General features: G+C 50.0%; 19 protein-coding genes and 1 pseudogene. 7 read left to right on the top strand and 13 right to left on the bottom strand.

What is annotated here, in order from left to right; translation table 11 throughout:
• Positions 1-79: 79 nt before the first annotated feature.
• Positions 80-1345: an oligosaccharide MFS transporter gene (locus AC0IWZ_RS08015; RefSeq protein ID WP_471677660.1), complete on the top strand. Its 1266-nt coding sequence runs from the start codon at positions 80-82 to the stop codon at positions 1343-1345.
• A 57-nt stretch (positions 1346-1402) separates the two neighbouring features.
• Here AC0IWZ_RS08015 and AC0IWZ_RS08020 read toward each other — a convergent pair whose 3' ends face one another.
• Genes AC0IWZ_RS08020 through AC0IWZ_RS08030 form a run of 3 tightly spaced genes read right to left on the bottom strand, consistent with a single transcriptional unit; the run spans position 1403 to position 4145 of the window.
• Positions 1403-2398: a DUF2891 domain-containing protein gene (locus tag AC0IWZ_RS08020; RefSeq protein WP_471677659.1), complete on the bottom strand. Its 996-nt coding sequence runs from the start codon at positions 2396-2398 to the stop codon at positions 1403-1405.
• Between the two features lie 35 nt (positions 2399-2433).
• Entirely contained in the window at positions 2434-3420 is a 987-nt protein-coding gene (locus tag AC0IWZ_RS08025) for a DUF979 domain-containing protein (protein WP_115629079.1), read from the bottom strand.
• Complete coding sequence (locus AC0IWZ_RS08030; protein WP_034494891.1) at positions 3417-4145, bottom strand: DUF969 domain-containing protein; 729 nt, start codon at positions 4143-4145, stop codon at positions 3417-3419. The genes AC0IWZ_RS08025 and AC0IWZ_RS08030 overlap by 4 nt, the downstream gene beginning before the upstream one ends.
• A 160-nt stretch (positions 4146-4305) precedes the next feature.
• Here AC0IWZ_RS08030 and AC0IWZ_RS08035 point away from each other — a divergent pair, with 160 nt between their 5' ends.
• Positions 4306-4869, top strand: a complete 564-nt coding sequence (locus AC0IWZ_RS08035) for a winged helix DNA-binding protein (protein WP_410372602.1) — start codon at positions 4306-4308, stop codon at positions 4867-4869.
• Between the two features lie 288 nt (positions 4870-5157).
• On the opposite strand, the gene AC0IWZ_RS08040 is transcribed toward AC0IWZ_RS08035, so the two are convergent.
• The 4 genes from AC0IWZ_RS08040 to AC0IWZ_RS08055 all read right to left on the bottom strand — a co-directional run bounded on the left by AC0IWZ_RS08040 (position 5158) and on the right by AC0IWZ_RS08055 (position 10286).
• A complete protein-coding gene (locus AC0IWZ_RS08040) occupies positions 5158-6339 on the bottom strand; it encodes a fimbrial protein (protein WP_471677658.1) in 1182 nt (393 codons plus the stop codon).
• Complete coding sequence (locus AC0IWZ_RS08045; protein ID WP_471677656.1) at positions 6329-8881, bottom strand: fimbria/pilus outer membrane usher protein; 2553 nt, start codon at positions 8879-8881, stop codon at positions 6329-6331. The genes AC0IWZ_RS08040 and AC0IWZ_RS08045 overlap by 11 nt, the downstream gene beginning before the upstream one ends.
• Positions 8882-8896: 15 nt before the next feature.
• Positions 8897-9583, bottom strand: coding sequence for a fimbrial biogenesis chaperone (locus AC0IWZ_RS08050; protein WP_410372599.1), 687 nt, complete (start codon positions 9581-9583; stop codon positions 8897-8899).
• 124 nt (positions 9584-9707) lie between these two features.
• A complete protein-coding gene (locus tag AC0IWZ_RS08055; RefSeq protein WP_471677655.1) occupies positions 9708-10286 on the bottom strand; it encodes a fimbrial protein in 579 nt (192 codons plus the stop codon).
• 389 nt (positions 10287-10675) lie between these two features.
• On the opposite strand from AC0IWZ_RS08055, the pseudogene AC0IWZ_RS08060 reads away from it, so the two are divergent.
• Positions 10676-10872 (top strand): annotated as a pseudogene (locus AC0IWZ_RS08060) (IS3 family transposase); the annotation flags it as partial.
• A 163-nt stretch (positions 10873-11035) separates the two neighbouring features.
• On the opposite strand, the gene ychF reads toward AC0IWZ_RS08060, so the two are convergent.
• Positions 11036-12127, bottom strand: coding sequence for a redox-regulated ATPase YchF (ychF, locus tag AC0IWZ_RS08065; RefSeq protein WP_034494901.1), 1092 nt, complete (start codon positions 12125-12127; stop codon positions 11036-11038).
• Positions 12128-12264: 137 nt separating this feature from the next.
• A complete protein-coding gene (pth, locus tag AC0IWZ_RS08070) occupies positions 12265-12849 on the bottom strand; it encodes an aminoacyl-tRNA hydrolase (protein ID WP_034494909.1) in 585 nt (194 codons plus the stop codon).
• 275 nt (positions 12850-13124) lie between these two features.
• Here pth and ychH point away from each other — a divergent pair, with 275 nt between their 5' ends.
• Complete coding sequence (gene ychH, locus AC0IWZ_RS08075; RefSeq protein ID WP_034494910.1) at positions 13125-13403, top strand: stress-induced protein YchH; 279 nt, start codon at positions 13125-13127, stop codon at positions 13401-13403.
• 54 nt (positions 13404-13457) lie between these two features.
• Here ychH and dauA read toward each other — a convergent pair whose 3' ends face one another.
• The 4 genes from dauA to lolB form a co-directional block, all read right to left on the bottom strand.
• Positions 13458-15131, bottom strand: a complete 1674-nt coding sequence (gene dauA, locus AC0IWZ_RS08080) for a C4-dicarboxylic acid transporter DauA (RefSeq protein ID WP_034494940.1) — start codon at positions 15129-15131, stop codon at positions 13458-13460.
• Positions 15132-15229: 98 nt separating this feature from the next.
• Positions 15230-16177, bottom strand: coding sequence for a ribose-phosphate diphosphokinase (prs, locus tag AC0IWZ_RS08085; protein ID WP_034494941.1), 948 nt, complete (start codon positions 16175-16177; stop codon positions 15230-15232).
• Positions 16178-16299: 122 nt separating this feature from the next.
• The gene (ispE, locus tag AC0IWZ_RS08090) at positions 16300-17169 is read right to left on the bottom strand and encodes a 4-(cytidine 5'-diphospho)-2-C-methyl-D-erythritol kinase (RefSeq protein ID WP_471677654.1); all 870 of its coding nucleotides are present in this window, start codon (positions 17167-17169) and stop codon (positions 16300-16302) included.
• On the bottom strand, positions 17169-17786 hold the full coding sequence (gene lolB, locus AC0IWZ_RS08095) for a lipoprotein insertase outer membrane protein LolB (RefSeq protein WP_115631845.1): 618 nt from the start codon (positions 17784-17786) through the stop codon (positions 17169-17171). Before lolB ends, ispE begins: the two co-directional genes overlap by 1 nt.
• Positions 17787-17996: 210 nt before the next feature.
• Between lolB and hemA the strand changes: the two genes are divergently transcribed.
• Genes hemA through prmC form a run of 3 tightly spaced genes read left to right on the top strand, consistent with a single transcriptional unit; the run spans position 17997 to position 21213 of the window.
• Entirely contained in the window at positions 17997-19253 is a 1257-nt protein-coding gene (hemA, locus tag AC0IWZ_RS08100) for a glutamyl-tRNA reductase (protein ID WP_471677652.1), read from the top strand.
• Between the two features lie 35 nt (positions 19254-19288).
• Entirely contained in the window at positions 19289-20371 is a 1083-nt protein-coding gene (gene prfA, locus AC0IWZ_RS08105) for a peptide chain release factor 1 (protein WP_034494951.1), read from the top strand.
• Complete coding sequence (gene prmC, locus AC0IWZ_RS08110) at positions 20371-21213, top strand: peptide chain release factor N(5)-glutamine methyltransferase (RefSeq protein WP_034494952.1); 843 nt, start codon at positions 20371-20373, stop codon at positions 21211-21213. Before prfA ends, prmC begins: the two co-directional genes overlap by 1 nt.
• Positions 21214-21217 lie beyond the last annotated feature (4 nt).

A 21217-nucleotide genomic window follows, 5' to 3' on the forward strand; every position in this document is an offset into this window, starting at 1 on the left:
CTAAGGCTTGTCCCCCTACAAAAAACGTTTATCAGCCTTTGCCCCTCAATCCATAAATAATAATAAGTGGAAATACCCTATGAAACTGTCAGCGTTGAGTCGTCGGGAACAACATAATTTCATCTATTTTATGCTGTTCTTCTTTTTCTACTATTTCATTATGTCTGCCTACTTTCCGTTCTTCCCGGTATGGCTTGCAGATGTAAATCATCTGACCAAAACCGAAACCGGCGTGGTGTTCTCGTCGATCTCGCTATTCGCCATTATCTTTCAGATTGCTTTTGGCTTAATTTCCGACAAGCTAGGGTTGCGGAAGCATTTACTGTGGTTCATCGTCGTGCTGTTGGTTCTGTTTGCGCCATTCTTTATCTACGTGTTATCGCCGCTATTACAATTCAATATTTATCTGGGGGCGATGGCAGGCGGGATCTATCTCGGATGTGTTTTTTCCGGCGGTTCCGGTGCGGTGGAAGCGTATATAGAACGTGTGAGCCGTAATAACCGTTTCGAATACGGCCAGGTGCGCGTATCAGGCTGTGTGGGCTGGGCCATTTGCGCCTCGTTGACCGGCATCTTATTTAGCATTAACCCGAATATTACCTTCTGGATAGCCTCCGGTTTCGCTCTGGTGCTGGCGGTACTTTTACTGCTCTCAAAGCCCGATCCTAAAATGGAATCTGAACTTGCCGAGCTGGGCGTAAATAAAAAGCAGGAATTCTCACTGCATATGGTGGTGGAATTGCTGAAGATGCCGCGCTTCTGGGCATTCTTGTTGTATGTGATTGGCGTGGCCAGTATTTACGATGTGTTCGATCAGCAGTTTGCCAACTTCTTTAAAGGCTTTTTCTCATCGCCGCAGCGGGGGACTGAAATATTTGGTTTTGTCACCACCGGCGGAGAATTACTGAACGCCACGATTATGTTCTTTGCACCTTTCATTATTAATCGCATAGGGGCTAAAAATGCTTTGTTGGTGGCGGGCGTGATTATGTCTGTGAGGATCATTGGCTCCTCGTTTGCCACGACCGGCACTGAAGTCATTATTCTGAAAATGCTGCATATGTTTGAATTGCCATTCTTGCTGGTGGGAACGTTTAAATATATCTCTTCGGTATTTGATCCTCGCCTGTCGGCGACGCTCTTCCTGATTGGTTTTAACTTATCCAAACAGCTTTCTGGCGTTGTGCTCTCTACGTGGGCGGGGTCAATGTATGACTCGGTGGGCTTTAGCCAGGCTTATCTGACGTTAGGATTGATCACAGCCTGCTTCACTGCTATCTCATTCTTTACATTGCGTAATTCGCCGCGCAGCCAGTTTTTGACGCCGGAAGTGAGTAAAGCCTGATAGCGGTTTTATTTCCCCCGCACTCGGGCGTGCGGGGAAAGCGTTTAAACGGGGAGGTTACTCCAGTGCCAACATGGCAAAACTGGCTAACCAGTGTCCGCCGCTGTAATGGCTGCCGACCACATGATCAAGACTGGCGTCAAGATGGCGGGTTATCGCCTGTTGTAAGGCTTGCTGGGCAGGGTGTTCAGCCGGTAGTGCCGCCGCAATACGTTTAAAGCACCATGTGCGGCTGAGATTCAGGCCATCGAGATGCGCGATTTTTGGGTCGGAGCGGTCACTGACAACGGCCGGATGCATCAGCGCATTGATACTGGCGACCTCTGGCAGATAACGGTCAAACCAGCCAGGGAAGTCCGCGCTGACCTGGCTCATCAGCAATGCTTCGCAGAGCGCACCTGAAACGTACTCATCGCCGCCCGGTTCATAGTGAGCCGGATAATTGACATCGTGCTGATAGAAGCGATTTGCTCCATCAATGATAGCCGTCTCGAGTTCCGCATCGTGGCGCGAACGGGCGTAGTCCAGCCCTAACGCCAGGGCAAAAGCGGTGTTGTAATGCGTACCGACGCGAATCGGGTAGGTGAGTTTTTCCAGGTAGCCTATCAGGCGCGCACGAATATCCTGTGTCAGCGGCTCAAGCAGAGCAGACCAACGTTTTGCCTGCGGCAGAGTCGATTCCGCCAGTTCTTGCGCCAGCGCAAGCAGCCAACCGTATCCGTAAGGGCGCTCGAACGACGCGCGGAACGGGGCAGTAAAATAGGCCAGTTCGCGGGTTACATTGGCTTCGGTAAAGTGTTCATCAAACAGGCTAATGATCGCCTCGCGGGAAGGCAGTTCCGGGAAACGGCGCAAACAACGCAGCAGCAACCAGTAACCGTGAACCGCTGAGTGCCAGTCAAAACAGCCGTAAAAAATCGGGTGTAATTCCCGGGGTGGCAACACGTCACCATCATCATTGAGCAAATGCATGATGTGATTTGGATATTCCTGGCGTAAAAACGTCAGCGGCATGTTGGCAAATGCTTCAGCCTGAATCGGGCTTAATGACATAAAAACTCCTTTGAGATTCATCGTTTTTCAGTGCTTTAGCGGAATGACAGGAAGTACATCAAGAACACGTTCGCCAGCAATATGGCCAGAGCACTCGGGATCTGAATCTTGATGACCTGGTATTTATCTTTAAGCTCGAGCAACGCGGCCGGGACAATGTTGAAGTTCGCGGCCATCGGCGTCATTAACGTGCCGCAATAGCCTGCGTACATCCCAATCGCCAGCAACGGCGCGGGGTCAGCGTTATGGTGAATGACAAGAAACGGCATCGCGATACCTGCCGTTAAAACAGGGAATGCAGCAAAAGCGTTACCCATAATCATGGTAAATACCGCCATGCCCACGCAGTAAATAACGACCAGCATGAAGCGGTTTTCCGGGTCAACAAACAACTCGACCACTTTGCGTACCGACTCACCGGTGTTGGCGACGATAAACACCCCGCCAAGCATCGCTAACATTTGAGGTAAAATAATTGCCCAGCCCACGGTGTCAACAATTCGGCGCGACTGCGCAATGGCCTGCACCGGTGAACCTTTGGTTATCCACCATCCCGTTAAGATTGCCGCGACACTTGCCACACACAAGGAGGCCAACGTGAGTTGCTTCTGGTCTAGCAGGTAAACGCCGCCAATCGACACGTTTTTCATGAATAGGGTGCAGATGACGGTGATGACGGGAATCAGTAGCGCGGGCAGAAATAACCAGTTTTTGATGCGCGAGGCAGAGGCTTCTCGTTGCTCGTCTGTCGCCATGGCGTAATGCCCTTTGCCTACTAATCCAAAGCCTGCCAGGAGCGCAATGACAATCACGCTTCCGCCTATGATCCGGTAAGCCAGGGATTTTCCGAGGGTGTCCACCATCAGGTCGCCAAACAGGAAAATCGCGCCAAATAAGAACCAGAAGAGAGCCGTGGTCAGGCGTTTAGGGTTGCCGCGATCGCGCAGTGTCATCACCACCAGAATCATGACGATGATGCCAATCAGGTAATAAACGCGGTTAATGGTTAGCAGAGTGCTCATTTTGTCACCTCTTTCATTTCAGGTTCTTGTTGAGCACGCCAGGCCATCACATCGCGGTGGAGGCTCGCATCAAGTCGCGTGAGGCGGAACATATGGATGATCAGCGCGGCAATCGCTGTGGGAATAGCCCAAAGGCCAATATGCAGCGGTTCAATATTCGTAATGCCGTTTTCTTTCAAAAACGCATCAATTAGCAGAACCGCACCGAAGGCGATGAAAATGTCTTCGCCAAAAAAGACGGCGATGTTGTCACAGGCTGCGGCGTGGGCTTTTATTTTATCGCGAATGTGCAGAGGAAGTTCGCCGTACTTGTTCAGGGCCGCACCTTCCGCCATTGGCGCTAACAGCGGGCGAACAGTTTGCGCGTGGCCGCCAAGAGACATCAGCCCAAGTGCGGCGGTTCCTTCGCGGCCAATAAAGTAAATCATCAGTATGCGTGCGGACGTGGCGCTGGCTATTTTGGCAATCCAGGCCTGAGCGCGTTCTTTCAAACCGTAATATTCCAACAGGCCAATCACGGGCAGAATCAGAATAAAGGTGGCGAGCGAGCGGCTATTGAAAAATTTCTCGCCAAAGGTTTCCAGTAGCATTCCGAAATCCATTCCTACGGCGAGTCCAGTTGTTAATCCTGCAATAACGACAACAATCAGCGGATTGAATCGGAGTGCAAAACCAATAACAACAACGGGTATTCCGATGAGCGGTAAAAGGGTGGCACTATCCATTATTTTTACCCTGTCTATGTGTGTTGTGTTTTTTTAGAATGACGAAGAGGTAAAAACATATAGCAAAACGAAGACAAAATGAAAATAAATTATCATTAATTTATTGGTGTTTTATTCTTATTCAATTATGTTTTATGGATATCATATTAAGGGGCAGCCAATGGCGTCTGAGAAAGAAAGACTCGATTCAGCAGTAGGAACAATCGCTAATAGCGCAGGGTTAAAAGATCCCATTGTCTCTTCTCACCATCTGGTTTCTGAAAGATGTGCGGAATTGTCGGAGCTGGAATACGCATTAATCATGACCAGCAATGCGTTTAACAAATGGATGGTACGTTGCATGACGGCAGCCGGAGAGCCAGATATGGGGCCGCTCGACGTATCGTTACTGCATCATATCAATCACCGCGATCGGCAAAAAAAACTGGCGGATATTTGTTTTGTTCTGAACGTCGAAGACACCCATATCGTTGCCTACGCATTAAAGAAAATGGTTAAGTCGGGTTACGTTAAAAGTGAAAAGCAGGGCAAGGAACTTTACTTTTCCGCTACTGAAAAAGGTAAAGTGCTGTGTGCTAAATATCGTGAGGTCCGCGAGACATGTCTTATTGGTTTGCAGGTTGAGACAGGCATTTCTGCTAAATCTATTGGAGAAAATGCACAATTATTACGTGCCATTTCGGCGCTCTATGATAATGCGGCCCGAACCGCTGCATCACTATAATTAAATCTTATGGAAGAATATTTAAGTTAACTCGCGATATTAACCTTTCGAATGGTCTGGATATTGGTTTGTTGAATGACTCGTTCACTAATTAAAACGGTTAATAAGTAAATAGTGACCGGGGACGCTTTCTGAAAGCGTTGTAATATGAACAAAAAAGCCACGCAATTGCGTGGCTTTTTAGATTATACCAGGGTCAGATGTTCGGTTTGGCAGGATACCTCACCATCAATCGGATTTAGATTTTTGAATATCATTATCCCCTGGAGCAATCCGGGCGGAATCCTCTTAGCGCAACTCCATTTTCACCGTCACATTTCCCTCAAACTTACCGGCCTCTGGCCTTTTAGAGGTTGTGCTGACCGGCGCTGCGGTCATCATAATACTGCCATTTCCTTGTTCATCCAGCGTCACTGGTAAATCCAGCGATCCATCCAGCACGACGTTATTGTTGTCTTGATCATACATACGTACTCCAATGTCATCCCGACCGATCATGCTGGCAATGAGATTGTTGCTCCCCGGTACAACCCCTTGATCGGCACTGAGGCTGAATTTAATTTTTCCAGCGTTACCCGCAGCCGGATCGTCACAATGGTAGCTGATATCAACGTCTTTGAGCGTATAGCTCGCCGGGGGTTGGCCTTGCGTGACAAACTGAGAGGTAACGATATTCCCAAGTTCAACCTCAATGGTGCTGCCTGCGTTTATCGTGCAAGTAAGCGGGGCGGTGATCCTGCCACTGAGAAATATTTCTGATACCAGGGTGCTATCTGACGTTTGGCTACAGTAGTTATTGGTCGACAGGCATGAATAGTTTTGTACGATGACTGTCGAGGGAATGATTTCTTCGCCCAGGATCGATTTCTTCACATACAACTTGAAACGAGACATATTCCACTTGAACTGGCGTTTAGGGGTCTGGTCAGTAATCCCACCAGGGTAAAAATTTTCGCCGCAGACATTGTTGGTTCCTATTGAGAGCTTAGATAATTCATTATATTTGGTCAAACTCCCCATGGGAGTGGGATAGGTGTCAATCATCAATTCATTAAGATTGTCGCCGGTAGGAGAGTTGATGGCATCAGCATAACCACTCACATCAATATCCAAGTTCTCAGTCAGGTAGGCATACCCGCTTGTCCCCGCCGGAAGTGGGCTACCGGCGGCAGTCATTTCATAGATATTGGTGCTGGCGGTAAGGTTTTTCGGGCAATCGCAGTTCGCCGTAACAATAGGTCCATCTCCTGCCAGCAGTGTCCCGGTTTCAACGGCATGCCCATCTTTATTATCCCCGGAGGGGAGCTCAGCATCCACCGTACTCATATATGTGGTCATTCCAGAGAAACAATTTTGTAGCACCACGTTTGTTGCGCAGTGACCAGTGAGCGGCAAAATTAAGAGCTCAACCAGAAGTATCCTGTTAAAGAACTGAGTCTTTGCTGAATGCACTGCGGTATTATTTCGCATAATTGATCTCGGGGTTACACAAAGCGGTTGCCTGGCGAATACCGCCGGCGGCGAGACTTTCGGTTGAGGGGGAAAGTGTTACGACAGCATTGCAGCGCTGCGTAGCCGAGTTACCCCACTTGACTGTAAGAGGGATGTTTTCGCTGACCCCAGCGAGATAAAGCACGCCTTCGTCATTCACAATTCCACTGATGGCTGTACTGTCCACGGTGCCCATAGCCCCGAAAGGTACCTTTTGACCATTGGGGCGGGTCAGTGTGATGAGCACGCGATACCCAACGTGCGCAGAGAAATGGGTACTCACGGCGGCGTTACGGCTTGGGATCACGGTCATTGCTGTCTCGTCGGTATCGACATCATTCGGCAGGCTGGTCGTGTCGATGCGAATGACGTTTTCCTGATAGGGACTCAGGGACGGGATAACGGCATTGCCGAATATATCAGTCTGCACCCCGCGCTGATTGCTGAAATGTATCCCGGATGCTCCCTTTGCCGTCACGATAGCAAACTGATCGCCCAAGGGTTGCGATAGCGTGACACCAGCAGGATGGGCAACAACGCCACCGCTCATGCCATAGGTTATTTGTTTTGAACCATCAGATGACGAATAGTAGCCCGCATTGAGATTGGCATACTGCGAACGATACGTACCATAAAGGCTGCTACTGTCTTCGCCATCATGGTTGGCCATACTCTGTTGCAGCGAGTAGCTCATGCGATCATCCTGGAACAGAGTGCCGCCCAACCCGATATTCTGGTTGGTATAACCATTTTTGCTATTGCTAACGTTGTAGTTGGCCCAGCTTTTCGGAAGCCAGCGTGATAAAGGGATGCTGAAGCCGAAGGACATCGACTGATCGCTCTGTTCTTCATCTGTTTTACTGTAGGTGTAGGCCAGATGATAACTGATGCCGCTAATCACACTGTTGATACCCGATGAAATGCTGGTCTCTTTGCGATTGGTGTTCCAGTAATCTTGCTGATAACCCGTGAGATATAAACTACTACCCAACAACGTTTGATTGATGCTGGCCTGAAGACGGCTACGTTTGTTGTATTCATAGGACCAGTCGTCATCAGGATCGTATTTTTGGTTTGCATCGGCAAAACTGTAATAGCCGCTTGTGGAATAACGGTAGCTAGCCAGCGTCAGGTTGGTGTCTGTTGCTTCTATATTCTTGGTATACATCGCCCGTAAGGACTGTCCGTCGTACTGTTCGCCATTATCCAAATGGGCCCGGGCGGCGGTTATATCCGTGGAGAGGGCACCGATTTCACCCAGCGCCATTCCGATACCAACATCTACTGACTGATAATTGGAAGAGGATGTTATTCCACCGAACAGCGTCAGATAATTATTCAGGCCAAAGATGGCACTGCCCTGAGCGAATAGAGGCTCATTGGCCTGCTGATTGTTATCTGCCCGGTAGCGGGCCAGAGTGGCCTCATAGCGCAAATTGCCCGGACGTTGCATCACCGCGACGCTCGAAAAGGGCTGAACAGAATGAAACTCTGTGCCGTCGGCTTCTTTTATGGTGATATCCAGATCGGCACTGTTGGTGGTGGAGTAGATATCGGTAATTTCAAAGGCGCCGGGGGCAACAGTGGCTTGATAGATAATATAACCATTCTGCCGGATGGTAACTTCGGCATTAGAATGGGCGATACCCCGGATGACGGGGGCGAAACCGCGCTGACTGTATGGAAGCATTTGTTCATCAGAGGTGATGTTGACGCCATTGTATTGAATGCTGTCAAAAACCTCACCGCGAGTACTGTTTTCCCCAGCGGTAAGCTGTGCCTTCAGGAAATCAATATCATGCTGTATCCACGTGTTAATCGTGTCCCATGACTGTGTTTCGGCGGTTTTATTCCAGACTGAATAACTGCGCAGCCGCCAGCCGCCCAGATTGGCGCCACTGCGAAGATTAAGATACTGGCTGCTGTCGTTGTTATGATCTCCATTTTCCCGCTGTGAGCCAGAGAAAGAATAGTCAGCAAACAACACGGGGACGCCATCATTCCAGCGCGACGGATCAATGAAATTCCTGCTGTGTGCGTCAATAGCAGCCTGCGGCATGCTTATATGCAGCGTCATGGAATTGAAATCAAACCTGGCGGTGGCAAAGGGAATATAGTGCCCCAATGGATCGCTGAGGGGATTGTTGGCGGGCTGTTTTGCCAGTTCGGGATACGCATCGACGCGGATACCCCATTTGCGCAATAACTGAGGCGTTAATAGGGGATGCAGTTCGCCCTTTTCGTCATTGACGTAGCCAATGGATTCGTCATCCAGAGTCTGCTTATTGAGACGAACGTTTGTTTTATATACACCGGGTAACTGACCATTTTCCTTTGAAAATAACGATAAATCGATATTTTGCTGCGACAGGCCAACGCCCTCAAGTGTGGAAGGGGCAAAGTAAAATTCACGGGCATGGGTGCTGCTGGCGAGAACCAGCAATAAACTACCAAAACCATACCATATAGGCTGTAGACGCCCGAAGAGGCCGCAGGGATACTGGCTCAGTCCATTAGCCATTAGGCACCATTATTCTCAGGTTAAACTAGCAGTGAATTTTTCTGTGGCACTGCCGTAATCTGAGATGCAATGCCAACTGACCTGTTGTCCGCTGACGCCTGCGGGCAAGTTAAACTGAGCTGTCTGCTGCGGGGCAACCATATCTGCTTGAGGTAAGGCTTTGCCCCCCAGGCGCAAGCTGTCGAATACGCTGTAAAATGCGCCATTGTTAGTGATCAATAGTTGGTCAGCATGGCGGCTGAAGTGCAGATTTTTACACGCTTCTAAAGGGCTACCTTGTAACCCACTCGGGCGCCAGAACAGTTTCAAACGCGTTTTGTATATAAGCCGCAACACATTTTGATTCTCTTGTTCTTTTGCCTGGGCTGGAATGGTGCGGATATTCAGATAAAACAGCGATTCTCGATCTTGCGGCAGTGCTTGCCCGGACCAGGTAATACGCAAGTTCTGTTCTTTTTGCGGGTCTAACCGGAACAGGGGAGGCGTAATAATAAATGGCCCGCGGGTTTTACCATCGCCGGTATCTGTCCATGACTGAATGAGCCACGGGAGTTCTGTTTCTTTATTGGTTAGCGGCAGTGCTACTTCTTTCTTATTTGCATCATAAATTACGCGTGTTCGCCCTACCTGAATACCCGAAGCCAGGTTAAATTCGGAATAAAGAACTGTAATGCCAATTAGTATTAGCACAGAAATACGCATGAGAATTAACTCCAGAAGCTATTGGCAAACGCGGTAAACCCATTATGTTATCGGGTTTACCGATAGAAATACTTGCCGTGTGGTGTATGTGTTTCAAATACATTAATCTGTTATAAATACAGCATCACCGATATAAAATATTGATGGTTAAATCTGCATCGGCTGGCCCGGCGGTGACAGTATCAGCAAACGATACATAACGAGCAGTAAAATTAACTGGAATAGAAGTTGTTGTTATTGTGGTTGGTAACGGGACGTACACCAAACCATCTGAACCATCGAATTTAATAACAGTGTCATCAGAATCGGCTGTGACTTTAATCCCAATACCTGTAGCTGCAGTTGTACCGGCTGTTTCTGTCGATATATAGCTTACATCCAGGAGTTCTACCGATTTGGTGAGAGCCGTTGCGCCAGTAAAGGTTAACTGAACATTTTCCAGCCCTTCACTGGACAGAGGGCAATCCTTTAGACTGATTGAAAAATTAGCCGGATCCCCCTCTACGCCTGATTCGGTAAAATGAGACGCGGGGTATGAGCCTAAATTAACGGTATAATCTGTACCTCCACCCTCTCCATCAATGACGCAACTTGGTGTAATGATTTCGCCGGTGAAGTGGATTGTTCCGGCATTGTCTTCCGCCGCCCACGCACTTGCGGTTGACAAGGCAATAAGCAAGCAAACAAAACTATTCCTTTTCATATATTCTCCAAGTGAATGAATACTGGGTAACTAATTAATTAAATAGTGTCTTCTATATTGTAATTGCAGAGGTACGGCAATTATACACACAAAATGGGTATTAGAAAGTGCGTATACATTTTAGTTAAATGAGTAATAAGATGACAGAATTAAAAGTGAGTTTTCTGATGTGTGTGCCAACATCAAATTGATAGCTTTTATGTTTCCTTTTTTTGTTGTTTAAGATTGTATTATTTTGTATCGGCCATTCTTTGAAGCAAATCAAATTCACTCAATTGCATGTGCAGGTATATTATTTTTTTGAATGTTTTAATAATACATATTGATTTGAATGATCATTCTGCTTCAGGATATGCATCGCAAAAATTAATCTATTAAATTATATTTCCCGTACACCGGTTGGCTGGGTGATGTTATTTTTCCCGGACTCAGCACTGATAGCGAAAGCGCTGTCCCTGACCTGGGAAGCACGAGCAAAGCCCGCTAGCTTGATGCATTCTTGGATCAAGGTGGCCATAATACCAGCAGATATTTCACACAATTATTGTGGAGATATCAGATAAAGCAAAGCCTGAGTCGCCGTGGCCCCCTGGATTGCGATCAAATAGCTGTACTCACTTTCATGTGCGCAGCGATGAGACTATTTGAATGCTACAGATAAAAAAATCCACGCAACTGCGTGGATTTTAAGTTTATTTCGTATTCGCCGAGACAGTGAGGGCCCCTGCGAAACAAAGGTTTTCGTTTATTTAGACGTTAAACAGGAAGTTCATTACATCACCATCTTTAACGATGTAGTCTTTACCTTCTGCACGCATCTTACCGGCTTCTTTCGCGCCTTGCTCACCCTTGTAGGTGATGAAATCTTCATACGCGATAGTCTGAGCGCGGATAAAGCCTTTTTCGAAGTCGGTGTGGATTTTACCCGCTGCTTGCGGAGCCGTCGCGCCAACAGGGATAGTCCATGCACGCACTTCTTTCACACCAGCGGTGAAGTAAGTTTGCAGATTCAACAGCTCATAACCTGCGCGGATAACGCGGTTCAGACCAGGTTCTTCCAGGCCCATTTCTGCCATGAACTCGTCACGGTCAGCATCGTCAAGTTCAGCAATATCTGACTCAACGGCGGCACAGACAGCAACAACCACAGAACCTTCGGCAGCGGCGATTTCGCGCACTTTGTCGAGATATGGGTTGTTTTCGTAACCGTCTTCATTGACGTTCGCGATATACATCGTTGGTTTCAGCGTCAGGAAGCTCAGGTATTTGATAGCCGCTTTGTCTTCGTCGGTCAGAGGAAGTGCACGCAACATACCGGCGTTCTCAAGCTGTGGCAGACATTTTTCCAGCGCAGCCAGTTCAGCTTTTGCGTCTTTATCGCCGCCTTTAGCTTTCTTCTGCACACGGTGAATCGCACGCTCACAGGTATCGAGGTCAGAAAGCGCCAGCTCGGTATTAATGACTTCGATGTCATCGGCTGGATCAACTTTATTGTTCACGTGAATGATGTTGTCGTTTTCAAAACAACGCACAACGTGGCCGATAGCTTCGGTTTCACGGATGTTGGTCAGGAACTGGTTACCCAGGCCTTCACCTTTGGATGCGCCTTTCACCAGACCGGCGATATCAACGAATTCCATGGTGGTAGGCAAAATGCGCTGTGGTTTAACGATTTCGGCTAGTTTATCCAGACGTGGGTCCGGCATTGGCACCACACCAGTGTTCGGCTCAATGGTACAGAACGGGAAGTTTGCTGCTTCGATTCCCGCTTTGGTGAGCGCGTTGAACAGGGTTGATTTACCAACGTTCGGCAAGCCGACGATACCGCATTTGAATCCCATGGTTTAATTCACCTTAATTACTTGATATTCAATGAGTTGATGTTGTCTCATTGATAAAATGATCATAACTTTCCCCATTATACACGCAAACGGCATATAACGGGCGCAGAAATCCTTGCTGACTGCCGCGTAGACCTTTATTGCGCCTTAAAGGTGTGCAGGCGATTAGTGGCTTTAGTCAAACCTTCTTTCAGCCAAACCTCGGTGCAACGCGCCGCTTCGTCTACTGCATCATCAATCAGCTTCTGTTCGCTAAGGGGCGGTTTGCCCAGCACAAAGCCAACAACTTTGTTTTTATCGCCCGGATGGCCGATTCCGACACGTAAGCGGTGAAAGTTGGGGTTATTGCCCAATTTGCTGATGATGTCTTTCAGGCCATTATGCCCGCCGTGGCCGCCACCGAGTTTGAATTTTGCCACACCAGGCGGCAAGTCCAGTTCATCATGCGCGACGAGGATTTCCTCAGGCGCAATGCGGAAAAATGTCGCCATCGCTCCGACCGCTTTACCGCTGAGGTTCATAAACGTGGTTGGCACCAGCAGGCGAACATCTTCTCCGGCAAGGTTTATGCGCGCGGTGTAACCGAAGAATTTGCTTTCTTCTTTCAGCGACTGATTATGGCGCACAGCAAGCAGATCCACATACCAGGCACCTGCGTTATGACGCGTTGCCGCATATTCCGCACCTGGGTTTGCCAGGCCAACAATTAATTTGATACTCACGTTTAATATCCTGAAAACAGACCAGAGCCGCGTAGTTTACTGCGCTCCCGTCGCGATGACAAAGAAGCAATGCATTACCCATTCAACAGTTGAATAATTCAGTGCGTGAACCATTAGAATTTCATGCTATTCAGCGTGTTATTTGTAAATATTTGTAGGCCTTTCATTCGTAATTGTGATCGCCCACGCACATAATCCGAAGCGGTGTTGTCTATACTTTACACACAAGGAATGGGGATTTCCCCCGCCGACCCAGGAACACCCGGAGGTGACACATGAAACGCAAAAACGCTTCATTACTCGGTAATATTTTCATGGGCTTGGGGCTTGTCGTCATGGTGGGTGGTGTTGGTTATTCTATTTTAAACCAGCTCCCTCAATTCAATTTCCCGCAATATTTCGCCCACGGTGCCGTTTTGAGCATTTTCGTTGGTGCGGTACTTTGGCTAGCCGGCGCGCGCGTAGGCGGTCACGAACAAGTCGGTGATCGTTATTGGTGGGTACGACACTTTGATAAACGTTGTCGTCGAAATGATAGCCACAAGCACAGCTAGTCAATTCACGACAAGAAAACGGTTCTCTTCAGAACCGTTTTTTTTGGCAAAAATTTATCCGGCCAGCGCGGCCTGAACGTCAGGATAAAAAGCAAGGCGACCAGGAATGGGCTGCACACGTGCTCGCGCCAGGGTTTTCAGCGGCTGAAATTCCAGATTTGTGACACGTAATTCGCAACCTTCCGGTAGTTTTTCTACAAAACGTTGAAATGCCTCCAGCCCCCCCGCGTCCAGCACCGGTACAGCATCCCATTGCAGAATAATCAGATGGTTTTGTTCAATGCGTTGGGTGAGGTCGTTAAACAAGCCTTCAGCGGCGGCAAAAAATAACGGCCCGGTAACCCGTAATGCGAGAACACCTTCTGGCGTGGTGATATTCACCGGGGCCAGACGCGTCATTCGTGCGATACGTCGCATAAACAGCAGCGACGCCAGCACGATACCCACACTTATGGCGATAACCATATCGAACAGCACCGTCAACGACATGCAGATGAGCATCACGATAATGTCGTCTTTTGGCGCGTGGCGCAGCAGGCTCACCACTTTGTGCGCCTCACTCATATTCCACGCCACCATCAGCAGCAGGGCAGCCATTGCCGAAAGCGGCAGCCATGAAAGCAGCGGCGCCAGCACCAGCAAGGCCATAATCACCAATAATGCGTGAATCACGGCGGCGATCGGTGAGGTCGCTCCGGCACGCACGTTAGCGGCAGAACGCGCAATGGCGGCGGTGGCGGTAATCCCGCCAAAGAATGGCGCAATAATATTGCCCAGTCCCTGGCCGATAAGTTCGCTATTCGCATTATGTTTGGTGCCGGTCATGCCATCTAACACCACCGCGCACAGCAGCGATTCGATTGCGCCAAGCATTGCCATCGAAAATGCTGCCGGAAGCAGGGCGCTGAGCGAATCCCAACTGAGCGTGAAATTAGATGCAGGGATGTTCCACGGCAGCATTAATTGCGGCAATAACTGGGGGATGCCGTTGCCCTGCGTGCCATCTGCCAGCACATAGTGGAAACGTGAGCCGATAGTTGCCACGTCAAATCCCATGGCATGAACCGCAGCCATCACCCCGCAGCCCGCTAACAGCGCCGGTAAATGCCCCGGCAAACGAATGCCCAGGCGCGGCCAGAGGATCAGCACGGCCAGGGTGACAACACCAATTGCGGCGTCACCCATATTGATGGTCGGCATTGCCATCGCCAGTGCCGCGACTTTATTCAGATAATGTTCGGGGACATGGGCGAGCGTCAGGCCAAAGAAATCTTTCACCTGCATGGTAGCGATAGTAATCCCAATCCCGGAGGTAAAACCGAGCGTCACGGAAACGGGAATGTATTCAATCAGGCGGCCAAATCGCGCCAAACCAAACAAAATAAGAAACACGCCTGACATCAGCGTCGCTATCAATAATCCCGCCAGGCCAAACTGCTGGGCGACCGGGTAGAGAATAACGACAAATGCGGCGGTAGGCCCGGAAACGCTAAAGCGTGAACCTCCGCTTAAAGCGATAACAATGCCGGCAATCGCGGAAGTATAAAGGCCGTACTGAGGGGCTACACCGCTGCCAATCGCCAGGGCCATCGCCAGAGGGATAGCAATAATCCCCACGGTGATACCGGCAATAACATCGCGGCTAAAACGGGAAACGGTGTATTTCTCACGCCAACAAGCGTCTACCAGAGCGCGGAAAGGTAATACAGAAGAAGATACGTTTTTCACTTTGATTCCATCCGTGAGCGCATCAACTGTCATTTATGGCAGTTAGGAAGCCTGTAAAAGAAAAAACCCGCCGTGGCGGGTTTTTTAAGCGAGTTCGATTAGTGCTCGAACATCGCAGAGATTGATTCTTCGTTACTGATACGGCGAATTGCTTCAGCCAGCATTCCTGACAGAGTCAGGGTGCGGACGTTTGGCAGTGCTTTGATTTCTTCAGACAGTGGGATGGTGTCACATACGATAACTTCGTCGATCACGGAGTTACGCAGGTTGTGAACCGCATTGCCGGAGAAAATCGGGTGAGTTGCGTAAGCAAACACACGTTTAGCACCACGTTCTTTCAGCGCTTCAGCTGCTTTGCACAGAGTGCCGCCGGTGTCGATCATATCGTCAACCAGTACACAGTCACGGCCAGAAACATCACCGATGATATGCATAACCTGGGAAACGTTAGCGCGAGGACGACGTTTGTCGATGATAGCCATGTCGGTATCGTTGAGCAGTTTCGCGATAGCACGAGCACGCACAACACCACCGATATCCGGAGAAACCACGATTGGATTTTCCAGGCCGATTTGCAGCATATCTTCAAGCAGGATTGGGCTGCCGAAGACGTTATCTACAGGAACATCGAAGAAGCCCTGAATCTGTTCTGCGTGCAAGTCCACGGTAAGAACACGGTCAACCCCAACACTTGAGAGGAAGTCAGCAACCACTTTCGCGGTGATTGGCACACGGGCGGAACGTACACGACGATCCTGACGAGCATAACCAAAGTAAGGGATAACAGCGGTAATACGACCTGCAGAAGCACGGCGCAGGGCGTCGACCATAACAACCAATTCCATCAGGTTGTCATTGGTTGGTGCACAGGTGGACTGGATGATGAAAATATCACCACCGCGTACATTTTCGTTGATTTGTACGCTTACTTCGCCGTCGCTAAAACGACCGACGGCGGCGTCACCAAGGGAGGTGTACAGGCGGTTGGCAATACGTTGTGCTAGTTCCGGGGTGGCGTTACCAGCAAAAAGCTTCATATCAGGCACGAGAAAAACCTCAGGCATGCGTCCAGTGGCGGATGGTACTACCGCAGCTTATGCGGGCGGGGTAGCGCCATCCAGGCGGTGTATAAAGAGCTTGATGCAACGTCTGAAACAAGGTGACGTTGTCACCAATACTCAGCTTGCCCGGATATGGCCTGATGCAGCGGGGAGACATTAACGCCTCGCGCAACAAACCCATGCAGCCATTCCGGGGCTTGCTTAAGCACCTGGCGGGCAGCGTTCTCGGTGTCAAATTCTGCAAACACACAAGCGCCGGTGCCGGTCAGGCGCGACGGCGCGTATTCTAACAGCCAGGAAAGCAGCTCATCAACCTTACGAAAACGTTTTCTTGCGATAACCTCACAATCATTACCAAATTCACAGTTTAATAACGTGTCAATTGATCTAATCGGGGTATTTCGTGGTAGCTCTGGATCCTGGAAAATAACCGGGGTGGGGATACTGACACCAGGATGCGCCACCAGGTACCATTTCTCCGGCACAGAAACCGGCGTGAGCTTCTCGCCAACACCTTCCGCAAACGCAGCAAAACCGCGCACGAAGACCGGAACATCAGCACCCAGCGTAACGCCAATGGCCGCAAGCTGATCTTCAGTCAGGCCGGTGTTCCAGATATGGTTGAGGGCCACTAACACGGTTGCCGCGTTGGAGGAACCACCGCCTAAACCACCGCCCATCGGTAACTTTTTCTCAACGCTGATTTTAGCCCCGGCACCCTGAGGTAACGAACCCATCAGCAGAGCGGTGTCTTGCAATAAACGTGCGGCACGAACAATTAAATTTTCTTCATCTGGCACACCTGCAATGGATGTCGCGAGATGAATTTGACCATCATTTCTCGGCTCAATGGTCAGTGTGTCGCCATAATCGAGGAACTGAAATAAAGTTTGTAAATTATGGTAGCCGTCTTCACGACGCCCAGTGATATACAAAAAAAGATTCAGTTTTGCCGGTGATGGCCAACGTTTTCTCATTATTTAACCGTCCAGCTGTCCATTTTGAGTTTGATTCGCTGCGAACCTTCACGCAATTCCATGTTTGATGGCAGCGCAGGTTGCACCTTGTCATCATAATCACTGTAAACCACTTTCCAGGTTTTGCCGTCCTGGGTGTAGTTGATTTCGCTCAGGCGGTACTTATCATCCAGTTTGTAATCTGTGGCTTCACCCGGCAGGCCGAGGATCCATTGACGCAGGCTATTGAGCGGAATCGGCATGCCTGTCAGTTTGCCTACCATTTCTTCAGCGTTATCAGAAACGTACTTTTTGCCGTTGCGGTCAGTCAGTTGCACAACGCCTGGCTGGGCATTCAGCTCCAGTTCGGTGCTGCCTAATGGATTGGTCAGCAGCAGGCGGTAACGGTCTGGTGAGGTTTGCTGCCAGTTATAACGCGCATAAACTTTTTGGCTATCGGAGAGATAGGCAAAAGCACCACGCGTCTGGTATTGGGTGATTTTTTGAACTTGTTGCTGGTGTTGTAACCATTGCGGGGAGTCAGGACTTTTACCAGGGCCTGTTGACTGAGGAGTCACACAAGCAGTTAAAACAAGGCTTGCCAGTGGCGCAAGGCACAGCAGACGGGGTTTCGTCATAAACATAGTGGCGGCGGATCCTTCTCATTAATTTTAGTTGTTAACTGTTTATGCTAGCGGTGCCAGGCCAGGTCGTCTACGGTCAAGTTATCTTAAATCATTAATTGCAGTGATACTCCACAAGGGGTGACTCTCTTTTATTGACTGCCCGCATCCTGTATGATGCGCCGAGTTAATCCTTATCAACATCGGTATTACTCAGACCGCTCAATGACCCTGTTAGCACTTGGCATCAACCACAAAACAGCTCCAGTCTCGTTGCGAGAACGTGTTACGTTTTCGCCGGACACGCTCGACCTCGCTTTGAAGAGCCTGCTCGAACAGCCGATGGTGCAGGGCGGAGTGGTGCTTTCAACGTGCAACCGCACCGAGTTGTACCTGAGTGTTGAAGAACAAGAAAACCTGCACGAGCAACTGGTGCACTGGCTGTGTAACTACCACAATCTCAACGAAGATGAAGTGCGTAACAGCCTGTACTGGCATCACGATAACGAAGCGGTCACGCATTTAATGCGCGTCGCAAGTGGTCTGGATTCCCTGGTGCTTGGCGAGCCGCAAATCTTAGGGCAGGTCAAAAAAGCCTACGCAGATTCCCTGAAAGGGCACTCGCACTCCAGCGAGCTGGAACGTATGTTCCAGAAATCCTTCTCCGTTGCGAAGCGTGTCAGAACTGAAACCGATATTGGTGCCAGCGCCGTTTCCGTGGCGTTTGCGGCCTGTACGCTGGCGCGGCAAATCTTCGAATCCTTATCGACCGTGACGGTGCTTCTGGTCGGTGCGGGTGAAACTATCGAGTTGGCAGCGCGTCATTTACGTGAACACAACGTGCAGAAAATGATTATCGCCAACCGCACACGTGAACGCGCTCAGGTGCTGGCTGATGAAGTCGGCGCAGAAGTTATCAGCCTCAGCGACATCGATTCACGCTTGCAGGAAGCCGACATTATTATCAGTTCCACCGCCAGTCCGCTGCCGATTATCGGCAAAGGCATGGTTGAGCGCGCCCTGAAAGCTCGCCGCAACCAACCGCTATTGCTGGTGGATATCGCCGTTCCGCGCGACGTTGAACCCGAAGTGGGTAAACTGGCGAACGCCTATTTATATAGCGTTGACGATTTGCAGGCGATTATTCAAAGCAACCTCGCGCAGCGCAAAGCCGCCGCGGTTGAAGCCGAAACCATTGTCGCGCAAGAATGCAGCGAATTTATGGCCTGGTTGCGCGCGCAAAGTGCCACCGAAACCATCCGCGAATATCGTAGTCAGGCTGAACAGGTGCGTGATGACCTGGCAGCCAAAGCGCTCGCCGCCCTCAAGCAGGGTGGCGATGCCGAAACCGTTCTTCAGGATCTGGCGTGGAAATTAACCAATCGCCTGATCCACGCACCAACCAAATCTCTCCAGCAGGCTGCCCGTGACGGGGATGACGAACGCCTGCAGATTCTGCGTAACAGCCTCGGGCTGGATTAGCAAATAAACTCTTATTACAAGGTGAAACACCGCCCATGAAGTCTTCTATCGTTGCCAAACTAGAAGCCCTGCAAGAGCGCCATGAAGAAGTTCAGGCCCTGCTTGGTGATGCTTCCACAATTGCCGACCAGGACCGTTTCCGCGCGCTGTCGCGTGAATACGCTCAATTAAGCGACGTTTCCCGTTGCTTCCTGCAATGGCGCCAGGTTCAGGAAGATATTGAAACCGCGCAGAGCATGCTTGATGACCCGGAAATGCGCGAGATGGCGCAAGAAGAATTAAACCAGGCAAAAAGTGATAGCGAAGAATTAGAACAACAACTGCAAGTGCTGTTACTGCCGAAAGATCCGGATGACGAACGCAATGCCTTTGTTGAAGTTCGCGCCGGAACGGGTGGCGATGAAGCGGCTATCTTCGCAGGCGATCTGTTCCGCATGTACAGTCGTTATGCGGAATCACGTCGTTGGAAAGTTGAAATCCTCAGCGCCAACGAAGGCGAACACGGCGGCTTTAAAGAAGTTATCGCTAAAATCAGCGGCGATGGGGTTTATGGGCGTCTGAAATTCGAGTCCGGAGGCCATCGCGTGCAGCGTGTTCCTGCGACTGAATCCCAGGGCCGTATCCACACTTCAGCGTGCACCGTTGCGGTGATGCCAGAAATTCCAGAAGCGGAACTGCCGGATATCAACCCTGGTGATTTGCGTATCGACACCTTCCGTTCTTCGGGCGCGGGCGGTCAGCACGTTAACACCACCGACTCCGCAATTCGTATTACCCACTTGCCTACCGGTATCGTTGTTGAGTGCCAGGACGAACGTTCGCAGCACAAAAACAAAGCCAAAGCGCTTTCTGTGTTGGGTTCGCGTATTCGTGCCGCTGAAATAGCTAAGCGTCAGCAAGAAGAAGCGTCAACGCGCCGTAACCTGCTGGGCAGTGGCGACCGTTCAGACCGCAACCGTACCTATAATTTCCCGCAAGGCCGTGTGACCGATCACCGCATCAACGTGACGTTATATCGTCTTGATGAAGTGATGGAAGGTAAGCTCGACGGGCTTATCGAACCCATCGTGCAAGAATTCCAGGCAGACCAGTTAGCGGCGCTGTCTGAGCAGGATTAATGGATTTTAAATACTGGCTACAACATGCCATCGCCCAGCTTCAGGAAAGTGAAAGTCCGCGTCGTGACGCGGAAATCCTGCTCGGTTTCGTCACTGGAAAAGCGCGAACCTTCATTCTGGCCTTTGGTGAAACCGAACTGACCGCCGAACAGTTACAGCGGTTGGACGGTTTGCTGGCACGCCGAGTGAAGGGTGAGCCTATCGCTCACCTGGTGGGCGAGCGTGAGTTTTGGTCGCTGCCGCTGCGAGTTTCGCCGGTGACGTTAATCCCGCGTCCAGATACTGAATGCCTGGTTGAACAAGCCCTCGCCAGAATGCCTGAAACGCCATGTTCCGTGTTGGACTTAGGCACCGGAACCGGGGCAATTGCCCTGGCGATTGCCAGCGAACGCCCGGATTGTTGCGTCACCGCCCTCGACCTTATCCCTGATGCTGTAGAACTTGCTCGCGATAATGCGAGTCGCCTCGGAATTCCCAATGTTGAGGTCTTGCAAAGCGATTGGTTTAGTGCGCTCAATACACAACGTTTTAGCGTGATTGTCAGTAACCCGCCGTACATTGATGCGCAAGATCCGCACCTTTCACAGGGCGACGTGCGTTTTGAACCTCGTAGCGCGTTGGTAGCTGAAAACCACGGTTTAGCCGATTTACGCACGTTGGTAGAGACTGCGCGAAATTTCCTTGAGCCAGGTGGCTGGGTGCTGCTCGAACATGGTTGGCAGCAGGCGGCGCAGGTGCGTGAACTGTTTAATGATGCTGGATATACCGAGATACAGAGCTGTCAGGATTACGGTGGGAACGACCGTCTGACAGTGGGACGCTATTTTTACATAAGGAACTGAGCAA

The sequence above is a fragment of the Buttiauxella sp. AC142 genome (assembly GCF_979253435.1).

Excerpts from the sequence above, each read along its gene's own strand:
- AC0IWZ_RS08015 (WP_471677660.1), top strand. The coding sequence starts at position 80 with ATGAAACTGTCAGCGTTGAGTCGTCGGGAACAACATAATTTCATCTAT.
- AC0IWZ_RS08020 (WP_471677659.1), bottom strand. The coding sequence starts at position 2,398 with ATGTCATTAAGCCCGATTCAGGCTGAAGCATTTGCCAACATGCCGCTG.
- AC0IWZ_RS08025 (WP_115629079.1), bottom strand. The coding sequence starts at position 3,420 with ATGAGCACTCTGCTAACCATTAACCGCGTTTATTACCTGATTGGCATC.
- AC0IWZ_RS08030 (WP_034494891.1), bottom strand. The coding sequence starts at position 4,145 with ATGGATAGTGCCACCCTTTTACCGCTCATCGGAATACCCGTTGTTGTT.
- AC0IWZ_RS08035 (WP_410372602.1), top strand. The coding sequence starts at position 4,306 with ATGGCGTCTGAGAAAGAAAGACTCGATTCAGCAGTAGGAACAATCGCT.
- AC0IWZ_RS08040 (WP_471677658.1), bottom strand. The coding sequence starts at position 6,339 with ATGCGAAATAATACCGCAGTGCATTCAGCAAAGACTCAGTTCTTTAAC.
- AC0IWZ_RS08045 (WP_471677656.1), bottom strand. The coding sequence starts at position 8,881 with ATGGCTAATGGACTGAGCCAGTATCCCTGCGGCCTCTTCGGGCGTCTA.
- AC0IWZ_RS08050 (WP_410372599.1), bottom strand. The coding sequence starts at position 9,583 with ATGCGTATTTCTGTGCTAATACTAATTGGCATTACAGTTCTTTATTCC.
- AC0IWZ_RS08055 (WP_471677655.1), bottom strand. The coding sequence starts at position 10,286 with ATGAAAAGGAATAGTTTTGTTTGCTTGCTTATTGCCTTGTCAACCGCA.
- ychF (WP_034494901.1), bottom strand. The coding sequence starts at position 12,127 with ATGGGATTCAAATGCGGTATCGTCGGCTTGCCGAACGTTGGTAAATCA.
- ychH (WP_034494910.1), top strand. The coding sequence starts at position 13,125 with ATGAAACGCAAAAACGCTTCATTACTCGGTAATATTTTCATGGGCTTG.
- ispE (WP_471677654.1), bottom strand. The coding sequence starts at position 17,169 with ATGAGAAAACGTTGGCCATCACCGGCAAAACTGAATCTTTTTTTGTAT.
- lolB (WP_115631845.1), bottom strand. The coding sequence starts at position 17,786 with ATGACGAAACCCCGTCTGCTGTGCCTTGCGCCACTGGCAAGCCTTGTT.
- hemA (WP_471677652.1), top strand. The coding sequence starts at position 17,997 with ATGACCCTGTTAGCACTTGGCATCAACCACAAAACAGCTCCAGTCTCG.
- prfA (WP_034494951.1), top strand. The coding sequence starts at position 19,289 with ATGAAGTCTTCTATCGTTGCCAAACTAGAAGCCCTGCAAGAGCGCCAT.
- prmC (WP_034494952.1), top strand. The coding sequence starts at position 20,371 with ATGGATTTTAAATACTGGCTACAACATGCCATCGCCCAGCTTCAGGAA.